This window comes from Bacillus sp. OTU2372 (assembly GCF_038440275.1).
In the GTDB taxonomy this organism is placed as follows: Bacteria; Bacillota; Bacilli; order Bacillales; family Cytobacillaceae; genus Neobacillus; species Neobacillus bataviensis_B.
In genome coordinates this window covers 783,657-798,794 of sequence record NZ_JASATK010000001.1, presented here as the reverse complement: position 1 = coordinate 798,794, position 15,138 = coordinate 783,657, and the positions used below count along the sequence as shown (strand labels likewise).

Sequence of the window (15,138 nt, the reverse complement as noted above, 5' to 3'; positions counted from 1 at the left end):
ATTGTGTTACCTTACCTGAGAGACTTCCTCTCCCTGATAAATCCGAAAAGCAGGAACAATCGTATCCGAAACAATTTCTTTTCCTTTTTCACGAATGAAATCCAATTTATAATAAGCGTCAAATCTTTGGCTGATTTCCGTTTTCACAAGTTCGGGTGGCGTGACGACGATGAATTGGAACTTCAGTTTCTCAGCAACTGCGAATATCGGGTCAAGGACATGTGCCGATGCAGCTTGTCCGAATGGATTATCACAGACTAAAGGAACCCAGCTTTGGTCTGTTTCGCTTTTAACTGATAATAACATCATCATCATCACCATTCGAGCCGATAACTTTTGCCCTCCACTACCATCGGATTTTGTCTTAGAACCTTGATTAATGGTCTGCCATGTTGAATAATGCTCTCTTTGCGGTTTTCCGTACATAAAGGCATTATCGGTTCGCATATTATAGACGAGCAGCTCAGGATATCGATTTCGAAGTGATACAAATAAAATTTGCTCATCACTAATGAGTTGTTTTATTTCTTGATCTAATGATTGATTATATTCATCTATCACATCAAATTGTTTGGTTATTTTGTTAATTGCAGCAACAAAATGATTTTTCAATTGTTGTTCGATATCTTCTGCCTTTTTAGGTAAAATGTCTTCTTTGAGCTGGACTAGTGGAAAGGACCCTCGTTCATTTTTTAGCTTCATTTTCGCTATCATGGAACGAATGGCCTCTGAAATACTCATCACTTTCATGCTGGCACGGCTAGCCCAGAAGTTTTGAGCGTTTTCTGCCCTTTCTTTATCTCGTTCTAATTGCTCTAATCCACTTTGTGAAAAACGCTTCATATTTTTAACGATGCTTTGGATATGTGTATAATGCCTCGTATCCAGATGGTCGAGTGTTGTCAGTACTTCATTTTTAAAGCGAATCTCCCAATCTTTGCCCTCAATCGTGAGCTTTAAATTACGCAAAGATTGTTCGATTTTCGCGTCTTTTTCTTGGCCTTCTTCCTGAATCGCTTGATGTTCTTCGCACCAGGACAGTATTCCTGCTTTTCCCTGACTCTTAATTCTTTCTACATCATGGTCCGTAAATGCCGCCTTTTCCTCCTTTAGGATAACGGATAAGGTTAATAAATCCCCTTCATATCCAGTAATATTCGTTTCAGTTTCTTTTTGGCGTTTCTCAGCCTTTTTTACTTGCTCTTTCGCTAATTTTGTTTGGTCTTTAATTTCTACATCCTTTATTTCTAAGTCAAGATCTTCCCATGCTTCAGGCTGTTTTTCATGTTTTTCCACTTTCTTTCCTGACTTGTCGCGCTGTTCAGTCGCATGCTTTAAGGAGGTTTCTGCTACGGTTACAGCCGTTCCTTGTTCCCGTTCTTCTTTTTCCGCAGTCTTCGCCTCCTTTTGTGCGGTTTGGAGCATATTTTCTAACATACTAATAGGTTCATCCGGTTCTGGAGTTTGATTCCAATCCTTATTTTGCGAATCGAGTTTTTTCTCTAATTTCTTTTGCTGCTTTTGTTCGGTTTCTTTTCTTGCTTGAATAACAAGTAGTTCTCTAGCCTGTTCTTCCTTTGATTTTTGGAGCTGTTTTAGCTCTTCAATACTTCCATTTATCTCTTTTAATAAATGTTGGGATAGGCGGGGGACCTCTTCACTTTGGTCTGCTTTTTCATCAATAGGAAAAGCTGCTCCCTCTATAAAGAAGGAAATCTCCTTGATATTTTGTTCGGTTGTAAGTTTCCATTCTAGATACGTTTGATTCCACTTGTTTTGCAGGTCAACGATGTCTTGGTGCTCTTTTACTATTTCTTGCTGCAGAGAAGCTAAGGCGTCCTTTTGTTTCTCTTTCTCCAGTCTCGCCCGTTTATTTTCTTGATATCGGGTCTTTTCTTGGTCAAACAGCTCTAATGTATCAACATCTTTAGAAAGCTTCCCTATTTTTCGTTTCGTAGTTTCCATCTGATCTTTGAGCTGAAGCAGTAATTCTTTTTCTTTATCTTCCTGTGTGGTGATTTCCTGTAATTTCGATTTCTTTGAAAGAAGAGCGTTTTGTTCTTGATGGAGTGCTCTTTCTATATCACTAGATAGCTCGCCTAATAAAAAACGATCGATTTCTTTTAAAATACGACGTAAGGAAGTTTCTGTTTTTTCCATTTCAACGAGGGTATCTTTCTTTTCTTCTATTTGTTTAGCAATCTTTATTTTCCAGTTAGTAAATAGATTTTTATCTGTTAATAGATCTCTCTCGGTTCCGTTTATAATCACAAAGGATGGTTGGTGATTTTCGCGGTTCATTTCCTCACGCAAGAAAATGGGGACAGGACTTTTAAACATCCTTCCTGAAAGAACCTGCTGATTAATTTTTTGCCATTGATGTTGACTGACAACTAAACCATATGGAAGGAGCGGATACATCAAGAGATAGTTTGTCATTTCATCTAAACTTAAAGATTGAAGAAAATGGGTTCCATAAAACACATCAATACCAGTCTTCTCATCGATCCATTCCTTTAATTCTTTCACATCCTTATTGGGAATCCAGAAATGTTCATCATTTAAGGAATGATCAAGTTGTGTTTCCCAAAGATCTTTTTTAATTTGTTCCCCTAGTTCTCGGTTATGGACCAGCATTTCTTCTATCTGTGTGGCATACTTCGATAAGAGAGAGTGGGTAAACGGCCCTGTGACATCATCTAATAAACCATGAAGTTTATCTAGCAGTTTTGTTTCTTTTTGCTTTTGCTGTTCATTTGTAACCTTTAATTCTTCACATTTTTCTTGTGAGAACTGAATGGATTGGACGAGAGTTCCATGTGAAGTGGCAAGTTGATTTTGCCTTTCACTAGATTGTTTCTCTTTTACTTGCAGCTCCTCTAACATAACCTTTTTGTCTTCGGTTTGTTTATTAAGGTTTTCGATCAGTCCCTTTAAGTCATAGGTTAAGCGGTCGCCAAAATCTTGAACAAGTGCCACTTCCTTTGATTCAAAGTTATGTATATCCGTATAGAGAAAATCAATTTCCGTACTAAGCTGTGCAATGTCTTTTGTCTTTTGTTTATCTTGTCGAGAAAGCTCCGTTCCTTTTTTATTTAGAAACTTTTGATACCCCACATATTGCTTAACCGCTTCTTGGATGGAGAGATAGGCATGTTCCCATTGCCCGCTTGCTTCTTTTTTGATTTCATCCATTCTTTGACTGACTTGCTCTAAACCACTATTTTGTTCCAATTTCTCTATCTGCTGCGAAAGTGAGAGTATACTTTGTTCGTTTTCACTCCACTCTTTCAATAATAGTTGAAACACCAATTGTTCTTTTCGTTCCTGTTTTTCTTTCACAATCTCTTGTAAAGATGTATGCTTGGTCCGTTCTTCCACTAATTTCTTTTCCCAATCCATAACCTCTCTGTGAGCTTTTGCATACTCTAGGTTGTCTTTTTGATAACGTAATTCTGCCTGCCTTAATATTAATTTCTCTATATCTTTTTCTAAAGTAAGCAGCGCTTCCTCTTCCGTTTGTTTCAAATGCTCTAAAGCACCAAGCAGTTGTCTTCCTACCTTTATGCTTTCCTGGACAATTTCTTTATGTTCTATTCCTTTAGCAAGGTGCTCTTCAAATGGAACAATGTCTTCTAAAAACTCTTTATGGGCTTGCTCTCTTTTTAAGAGAACAGGCAGGTCTTTTGCGATACTGGCTTGGCTCTTAAAAATCTCCACAAGATCGTTCTTTTGATGTTCGGTTCGATGTAAGACTTGACTAACAGTCGGAATAATTCTTTTTTGGAAAAGGGAATAATCATCCTCAGCTCCCTCAAAGTATTTCCCAACACCCCCCTCATCCTTGTTTATGTCCTTCATAATATCCCAATCTTTACGGTTAATTCCGTATGTATCAAGGATGCGATAGTGCTTCTTCGTATCTCGGTAAACGTCATATCCATTCCATTTTAAATAATCCTTCAAACTTTCGGTTTCAGCGACCTCATCATTTTCATAGAGCGGAATATGCTCTAGCGCTGCCTCTTCTTTCCTTTCAAATTCTCTGGTATAAAATGTAATATTAGGAAGAATCTTTGCTTCCTGCTCCAATGTTTTACTTTCACTTCCACTTTCTTCACTCATCGAAATCCGCTGTTCAGCCGAAAACATTCCTCCCGTGACTAGATGCCGGCGATCTGCACCGTCCAATTCCCACTGAATAACAACATGAAAGGTATAGGGAATAAATTGTTCTTTATTATTAAAAAAGAATTGTTGATAGTAACGATTGTTTTGTTTTCCCCACGAAGTTCCAGGTTTGAGTATTTGGAAAATCGTTTGCAGGAACACACCTTTCCCACCACCATTCATCATGGCAATAAGGCCATTTGTGGATGTCTCCTCATTATGGAAATTAAAAGTGGTATCTTTATATTGCTTTTGCATGCCATCATACTTGAGGCCAACAATTCTAATTCGATGAATTTTCGGCATGCTCACCCTCCTCTGAAGTCATTAATTTTTTAAATAATTCATAACGATCATAATCGTGATACAAGTACTCAATTCGCTCAAAAAGCTCTTGTTTCGGAATCGCCTTTGGAATATCGTCCCGGTCAAGGATAACAATTAGCCCCTCCGTCTCTAATAAACGCATCGCACCTGCAATTAGCCCAATTCTGGTTCGTCTATTACCTTTTTTAACAGCATAATCCTCCGTGTCGACCTCCATGTATTTCCATGTGGTCACTACTTCTTTCATATCAATTCTTTCTTCTTCCCCAAAGGCAGGTTTCGCTTTAAGAATGCTATCCCAATTCATTATTAGATCGTTCACTTGTCGCTCTAATGCGTAGTAGCTGATTCCTTCCCGCTTTGTACGAATTTTTGCCGCTTGGTTACGGTCGATTGCTGCCAAAAATGACATAATGACAACGCTCATAAGATGAAAGTGTTTCTTCGTTTCAACTTGCCGATGTTTTTCTTTCAAGTGAGTAAAATTCGTCGCAAAGACAGAACCGGTTGGCTGGACCACTAATTGGATTCGCTTTGGTGACTCAATGATATATGTACCTGATTCGTCCGCTAATAAAAGAACGGTCTGCCTCACTTCCGGATTAAAATAAGCCTGGAAGTGTTCACTATTTTCGTCAATTACTTTATCTTTTAAGAGTGTGAAATAGACAGCTGATGCTCTTTTAATCGTTTCTGCATTCATCATTTCTCCTCCTGTACACATATTTTAAATGGGGTTATTTTCATTCTGTACCAGGTAAATGGCTCAGCCCGATGATCAAATGATGTAAAGATCTTTAAGCCTTCAAACACTTGAAATTGTGGATACCCCATCATTAGTTTATAAAGAAGAATTTCCCTCTCATCGCTTAATGTATCTTCTTTTCGATGCAGTACTTGAACCTTCAGCGGCTTTTTATCAAACATCATCCATAAATCAATCGTTTCAGATTCCTCAAACCATAGATCCTGCACTTCTAATGGCAACTCTACTAAATCAGCTAAAGAAAACTCTCCGTATGTTTGTAAATATTGAAAAACATAACTCCATGCCTTAATAACAGAATCCCAGTTTGTTACTCGCTTACGAGTAATGGTTTCTTCCACCTCATCTTCGATTACAACGTCCGTTAGTAGGGTTTCATTAAATTCTTGTTCACCCCAAATCCAATCAAGCGGCAAAATAAACTCATTCTTCGGTGAAAATATAGGAGAAAGCACTCGTTTTATTTCGTTAAAACCTTGAACGCCTTCCTTCATTAACTAATTTTCATAAAAATGCTCACGAAATGAAACCAAGCTGTTTTCCCAGAACAATGAAGGGTTTTCCGCTTTTAATTTCATCTCATAGGAAATATTCTGAATAACTAGCTTAGCAAAACGATCATGCAATTGCCTTGTATGGCCAATTTTTTCTTGAAGAAGAATGAGTTCCTTCTGAATCAAATCATCTTTTTCATTCCTTCTTTTTGTTTTTTCTATCATACTAGTGATTGTACGGAAGTGATTTTTTTCTTCTTCAAATTGCTTTTCAATTTCAACACGATTGTCGGCCCTTTGCCATTCTTCTTCCATCAATAAGATTTTGGGATTGTTAATCATTTCCTTTTGAAAGGTAAATTCATTTGCCATTAAGCGGTTTACTCGTGAAATGAGGTGATCGAGGTTTCGAGTAGCTTTTCGGAAATTACCGTTTTTAATCAGCTGCATACTATAGAGTTGTTCAATTGTGATGGAGAACTCCTCAGCCATTTCCCTGCTCATAAAAATCATTTCCTGAGCTACATCCGTGAGTTTATAAACAATAGACCCGCCGATCTCTAGATTCGTATATAATTCGTCCATTGTGACATAGCGGAAGACCTGAGTTTCCCAAGATTGTCTTATTTCATCGTAATATAAGGCTTGAAACGGTTTACTATACTCTTCTTTTCCCTGATATAAAAGCCCACTTGTAATTCGTTCAATTTGCTTATCGTCTGCTAAGAGCCTCATTTGCTTAATGGAATCTCCCACCATATACTTGATATCTGCTTTCCGTCTATGATCATCATCGTTTAATTCTCGATAAAAGATGGTGAGGAGCACTTGCATGAGAATCGTTTGGATATAGGGCTTCAGCTCCCCTACTTCCATTCCCCTCCCGAGCTCAAATAGTGGATTTAATCGTTGCATACGCTGGGCGAATCCTTCCCATGATTCGTTCACTTCCATCTCCTCCATGATTCGATTGTTAATACTTCTTGAGCTATTCGTTTATTGTCCTGCCATAATTGCCGTAATAGCGCCTGCTCCTCTTCAGTAAACCATTGAAAAAATAGATCACGGTATTGGGTGCTTTGTGTCTGGCCCACTTTCTGGTCATTCCTTTGTTCTAGACAATCAAGCATTTTGCGGTAAATTTTCAAGGCGGGCTGGATACAGCAATCTGGGTACTTTTCGATTAAGCGAATGAGAATACCGTATCCGGCGGCATCAAGGTCTCCTGCGTAATAGAAAAGATAGGGTTTAGTTGGAAACAATCGGAAGAAAAAAGAGAAACTCCGTTCAATCTTAGTCCCTTCACCGTAAATAATCAGTTCAGGTTCATAATCGAGTTCATTTACTTCCAATAACTTGATGGAAGTATGAAAGAAAGATAAATTTTCAACAATTAGGACCCGCTGAATATCTTTTAGTTCTTTCCCTTCTTTCATCCAAAATACAAAAGGCTCCCCGTAGTTCAACATTTTTAGTTGCTCTTCTAAAACTCCAATTCTAGCTAAAAAACCTTTTCCTTCTGGGAAACTATCTTCATCTAGCAAAAATTTTTCATGACCAAAGAGTTCGAGGCTTCTTTCTTCAACTGACACGATTTCCCGTTCCTGACTGGACTTTAGAAAAGTATAAAGATTCTGGATTCGACTCCATTCCTCTACCGTTTGCCATTCGGGATGCCGTTCATAATAGGAAAAATCAAACAGATCTCCTAGTTTCATCATCGCGAGACGATCCCATTTGGCTGCCTGCGCTTTAATATTAACCCAGTAGTATAAGGCAAGCGCCGGTGTCCTTCCATTGTATTGATTATTTGTAATAGGGGTCAGTTGTCCCTCAGCTTGCAATGTTTCGATTGTACGATAAAACAACGAGTAACCATCCATTTCAAAATAATCATCCAAAAGCTTACGCAACTGAATTTCTAAATCATTAATATTTATTTTCTTTTTTTGTTTAGGGTGTTGGATATCTTCAATAAAACTTCTCACCCTTGTTTCAATGATATTGATTGTAATCACCTTCTTAAATCTACTAAGTGTCGTAGGAAATTGACTCCTACTATCAAATTTGGGCATCCTTATATTATAAACTAAATGTGTTATTGCAGGTAAATGGATTTTTTCTAAAAAATTAACAGCTTACTCCGTGCTTAATTCATGTTTAATCCAAAAAAGCGGTCATAAGACAACTCCTCTGCTCCTTCACTGGTCTTAAAATTCCCCGGGAAGTGAACCTTCCCGGGGAATTTAATTCAAAGAAGAGAAGTTAAAAGCGGCCTGTTTTAATAATGGAATAAATAATCCATAAAAACATTAAGAATGCAATTACAAAGCCAACTTCGAGTGCGTGTATACTGGTTAGAATAGTGTTGGTTCCGAAGGTGGCCCCAACGATTAAGCCCAATACCACGATACTAAAGGCGAGCAGTGTTAAACTAAACGAAAATTTGTTGCTTAAGCGATCAATTTTTGTAAAAATATCATCAAGCTCATGTACACTAATTTTCACCTTTAAATCCCCTTCGGAAGTTTTCTGAAGAACTTCCTCCAGCTGGCCAGGAATTTTCGTAAAGCTTTCAGCCATATCCTCTGCATCGTTACAAAGCCTTTTTCCAAATTTGACAGGATTATAGCGTTCTACCAATAGTTGTTGAGCGTACGGCTTGGCCAGTTCAAGCAAGTTTAATGAAGGATCTATAACTGAAATAATTCCCTCTAACGTTATTAACGTTTTTCCCAGCATCATGAAGTCTGTTGGTATATAAATCTGATGGTTATGTGAAATCGAGAAGAGTTCGTTAATTGTCAAACCAAAATTCCATTCGCCTAAAGGGGTATGGCTGAATTTTTTGCTGACTCTGTCAATATCATCGTAAAATCGTTTATTATCAACGGATGTTGGGACATAGGTAAGTCTGTACATGGCCTTCACGATTAAATCAGTATCTTCATTCATTAGACCGATCATTAATGTAGTTACATCATATCTTTTTCTCGAAGATAGCCTGCCTATCTGCCCTAAATCTATAAAACCGAGCTGCTTCGTTTTAGGAATGTAGTGAATGTTACCAGGATGAGGGTCTCCATGAAAGAAACCATCCCTTAAAATTTGGGTAACAAACGATTCTACTAACCTATCAGCAATCTGTCTTTTTTCCTCCGGAGTTAGGTTAAGCTGCTGGATCTCGGTAATTTTTATTCCATCGATCCGTTCCATAGTAAGTATTTCGGCTGTAGTGTACTCCCAATAAATTTCGGGGACTTTTATGCCGTTATGGTTTTCAAATTGAAGCTGAATTGTTTCGGTATTCCGGCCTTCCTCCATGTAATCCAGTTCATTTTTGATCGATTCTGACAGCTCATCCATCAAATCTGTTATATGGTAATGTTCGGCCCAATCGTAGTGGTTTTCCATCATCTTAGATAGGTCCTTTATTATTTCAAGGTCCGCAAAAACCGTTTCTTTTATTTTGGGCCGCTGTATCTTTACCATTACCTCCTGGCCGGTTGGCAGTAGCGCTTCATGAACTTGGCCGATGGAAGCAGACCCGACGGGTATTTCATTAAAGCGAACAAATATATCCTCCACCGCCTGTCCGAATTCGAGCTGGATTTTATCCTTAATCTCATTAATTGAAACTTGATTGACATGATCCTGAAGAAGTTCCAATTCACGAATCACTTCTACTGGTAATAAGTCACTCCTAATACTAAGGAGCTGGCCTAACTTAATAAACGTCGGGCCAAGCTCCTCTAATAAATGGCGTAAGCGGTATCCCATTTCCTGCGAATTTCCTTGTTTAAAATCTGCTATTAGCCGGTCTTTTAACGTAAGGGTATCGGTTAAACCCACTTCTTGGACGATGTAACCAAACCCATGTTTAACCAACAAAGAAACAATTTCTCTATATCGATTCAAACGTCTAATTCCATTTGTCCCCATCCTGCCACCTATATCTGTTCTACGTTTGTTTTGTTATTGATTAACATCCCTTTTTCAATCCTATTCTTCACTTGATCACCCTGTTTATCTTTTCCATATAAATTATCTCCAAGCCCAAATAGAAAACCATAGTTAAATAGTTCTTGCATTAATAGATTCCTCCTTAAGAATGTTTTACTATTCCATACCCTTAAATGGAGGAGGTATATCATAAAAGAAGTATTAAAATTAATAAAGTTGGAAGGCTCCATCCCTCCCCTTTTATCTTCACACAACCGATGGGGAGTGCCGCAAAGTATCCATCTCTGATGTTTGGTAATGCCCAGTAGCTGCATAAAAAACAGACAGAAATAATAAAATTCTGTCTGTTTTTTTTCTATTCTCATGTCTTAAGGTAAAACTAGTAAAGAAAAAGTGAAATTATACTTGCAAATTTGTATCAAATTCTTTCCGAGAATTTGGTTCAAATTAGAACAGAAAACCGTCCCCTATGACAACTGATTGCGCACATTTGCTTCATTCTTTTCGTATTTGGTGTAGTTCAGCATGATAATCGCTCCAACAATAAAGAAGATAGCTGGCAACCAGGTAAAGCAAAATTTAATTGCAGCTAAAGAATTAGCCGATTGAGTTTCATTTGCCACATAGCCTGCTTTTTCCATAATGATAGAAGGGATAAAACTGCCTAATCCAGATCCTAATTTGATACAGAACGAGCTGCCGATGGCATTTAAGAATCCGCTTGCACGAATACCTGTTTTCCATTCTCCGTAATCAACCGTATCAGATAACATGGCAAATGGTAATGTTACAGCAATACCCGTTCCAAGAGATGCTACTACCCATCCAAAGATTATCATCGATGCACTACTTCCAGCAAAAGCAATAATAACTTGGCCTATGGCCGCAATCGCAAATCCTATGATCTGGGTATGCGTTTTCAGAAATCTTTTAACAATAAATGGGAGAATCGTGATCGATACCATTTGAAAAACGACAAGCCCGTTTAAGATGGATGCTAAGTTTTTATTACCAAGATTATATTCTGAATAATATATAACTGTTGAAGTTCTAGCTGTATTACCTAACCAATAGAAGATAAAAGCAAGAACCAAAGTAATCCAAGGCCAATTTCCCTTCACTGCTCCGAAGCTTTGCTTAATAGGAATCGATTTGATACTTTTTGTATTGATTTCTTTCGTTCCAGCAAAAGCAAATAGCAGTAAGGCAATCGCAATCACGGCGTAAATGCCTACGGTGACTTGAAAACCGAATTTATCATTTCCTTTACCAAAAATCTCGACAAGTGGTAAAGTGAATGAAGCAGTAATTAAATAACCAATCATTCCACCATTACTTCTCCAAGAATTTAAACGAACACGTTCAGTAGAGTTATTTGTTAAATTTGGTAAAATCGCAGTGATAGGTGTTCCAATACCTGTATAGACGACTCCAGCAAGAATGTAAGTGATTAAAGCATAGGTAAACTTGGCACTAGCTGACAAATCTGGAGCTAAAAAAGCTAAAAATACCATGAGCCCAAAAGGAACGGATAGCCATAGCCAATACGGACGATTTTTCCCCCATTTTGTTCGTGTGTGGTCTATTATTAATCCCCAAATAGGTGCATCCAAAGCGTCAAAGATACGCGCAATAAGCAGAATTAATCCGGCTGAAGCGATCGAAATCCCAAAAACATCCGTATAAAAATACATAATAAAACTAGTAAGTGTACAATATAGTAAATTACCAGCCGTGTCTGTACTAGCGTAAGCTAATACTCGTTTTAAAGTCAATTTGGAGTTAGTCTCTTCATTTATACCGATTTCTAATTTTTTCGCTGTGTTTCCCTCCATCATTCATCTCACTCCCTAGTAAGTAATTCTTCTTTTTTTATTTTAAATTCCCCATCTACTAATAAAACTTGTGGAATAGTTTCCCCATCTTTTGAAACAAAATGTAAATTTTTGTCATAGAAATGATATTCAGTCGGGTAAGGTGCATAACTAGTAATTAAAAGTCCTTCGTCAGTCTCTTCGATAGAGCCATTCACAATGGAAACGATTCCATTTTCTTCATATAGGAATGTCTTCTTTCCAAATCCATCTAAATAGGCAACTAGTTCTTCGCCCATGTCCCAATCAGCCGTTTCTTCTTCTTTCGTAAATAAACGAGTAAAGATTTCCCCATCTCTATAGAAAGTCGACTGGCCGAATCTGTTTCGAGATAAGTCAGGCCTATTGATATGAGGTCCTGCAATACTATAGGTTGAAGCTGCTTCCCCAGTTGTTAGTTTCGTATCTGTAGCTTTTGCATTTGTATCATAGCAGTAAAGAATACCGATAGTTGCACGATAGGCAGCTTTTAAGTATCGACTATCATGTAATTCTTCGTAAGTTTTTAAACATGCTGCAGCTGTCACTCCTCCCCATAAGGAATGAATCATATAAGATAAGGCTTCCCACCAGCGATCAGGGCTTTGCGCACGGAAATCATTTGAAAAGCCGATATTTGCAAGGACTAATTCCCCATATTTTTTGGCTGCATCGAAATGATTTGTCTTAGCTAATGCTCCTGTTGCAGGCCCAAATCCAGCATTATCATAGAAATGCTCAGTAACTGCCGCTTTATAAGTTTTGCTATTAATAGCTACATTCTGCGCGATCTTTAACCATAAAGAACTGATTTCCTCATATTTCTCCGTTAGTCCACGAGTTTTAAGCTCTTCCATTAATTCATCAATGTACAAGAAAAACACACCTAACATTCCTGCTTCTTCTTTTCCTCGGTGGTTATCATGTAAATCAGGATTCACCCGTAAAGAGAACACGTCAGCTGCCCAGGATAAGTAAGTATCCGGATGGTTTAACTGTAAAATATTCTCTTCAAACTGTGAAAGAAGGTAAAAGACATGAGCAATATATTCGAAATCCATGCAACGGTAGAAATCACCATATAACTTGTTTGGTTTTGTAAAATCACCGTTTTGGAACCACTTTTGACGAATATAATAGACGCAGCTTGCTTCTACCTTTTGAACTTCCTTGACATTCGTCGTTCCTAATAGATTATTTTTTAACACTAGACTTAATTTCCCTAAAGATTCACCCTGATTGGAAATAGGTGAGTAACTGTAAGGGGTTTCACTGTTTTCCCCATTAAACAACACATTACTAATATAGTGGGAACGATTTTCAATTGTTCTTTTGATTGGTTCCATTACATTAAGGATAACGCTATCATAATTTTGATTATCTACTTCAATCGTAATTTTATGCTCCCCAGGTGTAGTGAAGATGAGGTTAGCATGATGTTTATCCTTTTCATGTTTAATATCTGCAAAGATATTTTCTTTTTTTCTTTCACCAGCCTCATCCAAATATTCGAAATAGGCATCGGTTAAATCCTTATCTTTTGGTAATTCGAAAGCTAATTTATAATTTTGGTCCGCAATGGCAAGTGGTTCGAAATCAAAAATAGGATGACCATAATTTTTTTGTCCAATCAGATAAAAATCGCTTTGATTTTTAAAAGGCTCTAATGAGTATTCCCATTCTTTTTCGCTTAAACTTGGAAGAATAAACCCCTTTTTTTCATGTAACCAATCGGCATTTTCGAACTTCTCTGGATATCCTCCTGCTAGAATTAATTGATGAAATAGCAGCCCATCTAAAGAAGGGGAAACGCTTTCGAAAAATAGATTATTATACGAACAATAAGTACCTACTGATAACGTTTGTCCCTTCGTTTGATACATCCCTAAATGGGGTGCCTCATTACTTCTGCGAACACACGCCAACTTAGAATAGTCGTGTGAGATCGAAGGAAAGACAGCAGCAGAATGATTTGTTTGTAAGTTCAGATCATTGATACGGTACATCACATACGAAAAAGAGGACCATATTGCAAAATCTGTAATATTCAATTCGTTTTCTGTACGATTTTTTAGAGTGATATTCCAAACAAGACGATCTTGTGAATGTGTTAAATCGTACTTCATGTTGACTTCTATTTGTTCAAAAGCATAAGTGACTGTAGCTTGTGCATCATCTCGTGATATTGTCGGGAACATATCTAAACTTCTTAGTATTTTTCCATCTATTTTTAGAGAAAAATTTCCAAACAATTTATCATTTTCTTCATATCCACTATTGTCAAGATATGATGAATTCATCACCCAATTCATTTGATGAATATCCTCTTTTAATATTAAATTTGTCAAATTTCCACTCGGTGAAATTTCTAATCTAAATTGTTTATTCTCCAAAAAAATTACCTCCTTTTCAAAAGTTTACTAAAAGAAAACGGTTAATTAACTGTGTTTTTAATAAGTATTTAAAGGTATAATAAATTGTAAGCGTTAACCGCTACTAAAATATATCAAACTATAGATGGAATGAAAATAAAGTATTCTAATCAGTTTTTAAGATATTTCACACGGTTTAAAATTTTCCTAATGAACATGTTGAAATATGGAAGCCTTTAGAGTAAATGTTAGAGGATGAAAAAATAGAGGTGATTTGTATGGAAATCGTGTCGATTGCAGTGCCTCCTTTCCCAATCTTTATAGAAGGGAATATCACAAAATATGAAAAAGGGACATCGCATCCGAATAGAAGTGATTTGGAGTATTTCGATATTATTTTTGTAAAAAAGGGGAAGCTTTACTTAACGGAGAATGGGAAAGATTTTACTGTAAATAAAAACGAAATGTTAGTATTACTGCCTTTGAAGCACCATTTTTCGACCCGCCCGACAGATGAAGAAACAGAATTTTATTGGCTGCATTTCTATACAAATAGTTACTATACAGAAGGTGATGAACCGAGGAAACTAAAATCAGACATTCCAATCCCATCTTTACACTTTCACAATCACAGCTATACCCTTCAGTTACAAAAAAAGTGTAAATTAGTAGATTATGAGGAGATTCACAAAAAAATAGATCAGCTTTTATTAGCTACGACGAATGAAAATAAAGAATTATCATTTTGGGAAATACAGATTAGTTTTTTTTCTCTCATCAATCTATTGGAGTCTCAAGGAATGGCAAAGGATAGTGGTTACATTATTTCAGAAAAAGTGGCCCAATTTATAAGAGATCATTATCATAAGCCAATTACAAATACGATGTTAGCAGAACAATTTAATATTCATGAAAACACAATCGCTAAGTATATGAAAAGATTCTATAAAGTAACTGCACTAGATTATTTAAATACTTATCGTCTAGAGCAAGCACGAATTTTGCTGTTAAAAACAAATTATTCCATTCAATCGATCGCAGAACAGTGTGGTTTCAGTTTTGGCCCCTATTTTTCAAGTGCTTTTAAAAAAACTTATGGTATTTCGCCACTTAACTATCGGAAACTGCATATGAGGAACGTAAAAGGAAAAGGTTGAATTAATAAACTTTTCCTTTTACTTTAGGTTGACTGT

10 protein-coding genes are annotated in these 15,138 nt (G+C 37.0%); 1 reads left to right on the top strand and 9 read right to left on the bottom strand.

Annotated elements, in window-relative coordinates:
• Positions 1 to 6 precede the first annotated feature (6 nt).
• The 9 genes from AAHB15_RS03845 to AAHB15_RS03805 all read right to left on the bottom strand — a co-directional run bounded on the left by AAHB15_RS03845 (position 7) and on the right by AAHB15_RS03805 (position 13,966).
• Positions 7 to 4,476 carry a hypothetical protein gene (locus tag AAHB15_RS03845; protein WP_342041759.1) on the bottom strand — a complete coding sequence of 1,490 codons (4,470 nt, stop codon included), beginning with the start codon at positions 4,474 to 4,476 and terminating at the stop codon, positions 7 to 9.
• Positions 4,454 to 5,203, bottom strand: coding sequence for a DUF6063 family protein (locus AAHB15_RS03840; RefSeq protein WP_342041758.1), 750 nt, complete (start codon positions 5,201 to 5,203; stop codon positions 4,454 to 4,456). Before AAHB15_RS03840 ends, AAHB15_RS03845 begins: the two co-directional genes overlap by 23 nt.
• Complete coding sequence (locus tag AAHB15_RS03835) at positions 5,200 to 5,757, bottom strand: hypothetical protein (protein ID WP_342041757.1); 558 nt, start codon at positions 5,755 to 5,757, stop codon at positions 5,200 to 5,202. The genes AAHB15_RS03840 and AAHB15_RS03835 overlap by 4 nt, the downstream gene beginning before the upstream one ends.
• 3 nt (positions 5,758 to 5,760) lie before the next feature.
• Entirely contained in the window at positions 5,761 to 6,705 is a 945-nt protein-coding gene (locus tag AAHB15_RS03830; RefSeq protein ID WP_342041756.1) for a hypothetical protein, read from the bottom strand.
• A complete protein-coding gene (locus AAHB15_RS03825) occupies positions 6,702 to 7,775 on the bottom strand; it encodes a Wadjet anti-phage system protein JetD domain-containing protein (RefSeq protein WP_335573933.1) in 1,074 nt (357 codons plus the stop codon). The genes AAHB15_RS03830 and AAHB15_RS03825 overlap by 4 nt, the downstream gene beginning before the upstream one ends.
• Positions 7,776 to 8,022: 247 nt before the next feature.
• A complete protein-coding gene (locus AAHB15_RS03820) occupies positions 8,023 to 9,699 on the bottom strand; it encodes an ABC1 kinase family protein (protein WP_335573934.1) in 1,677 nt (558 codons plus the stop codon).
• Between the two features lie 8 nt (positions 9,700 to 9,707).
• Positions 9,708 to 9,848, bottom strand: coding sequence for a hypothetical protein (locus tag AAHB15_RS03815; RefSeq protein ID WP_186446341.1), 141 nt, complete (start codon positions 9,846 to 9,848; stop codon positions 9,708 to 9,710).
• Between the two features lie 339 nt (positions 9,849 to 10,187).
• Positions 10,188 to 11,558 (bottom strand): MFS transporter, encoded by a 1,371-nt coding sequence (locus AAHB15_RS03810; RefSeq protein ID WP_342041755.1) that lies wholly within the window; start codon positions 11,556 to 11,558, stop codon positions 10,188 to 10,190.
• Positions 11,559 to 11,563: 5 nt separating this feature from the next.
• On the bottom strand, positions 11,564 to 13,966 hold the full coding sequence (locus tag AAHB15_RS03805) for a hypothetical protein (RefSeq protein ID WP_335573936.1): 2,403 nt from the start codon (positions 13,964 to 13,966) through the stop codon (positions 11,564 to 11,566).
• 257 nt (positions 13,967 to 14,223) lie between these two features.
• On the opposite strand from AAHB15_RS03805, the gene AAHB15_RS03800 reads away from it, so the two are divergent.
• Positions 14,224 to 15,102: an AraC family transcriptional regulator gene (locus AAHB15_RS03800; RefSeq protein WP_342041754.1), complete on the top strand. Its 879-nt coding sequence runs from the start codon at positions 14,224 to 14,226 to the stop codon at positions 15,100 to 15,102.
• The last annotated feature ends 36 nt before the right edge of the window (positions 15,103 to 15,138 follow it).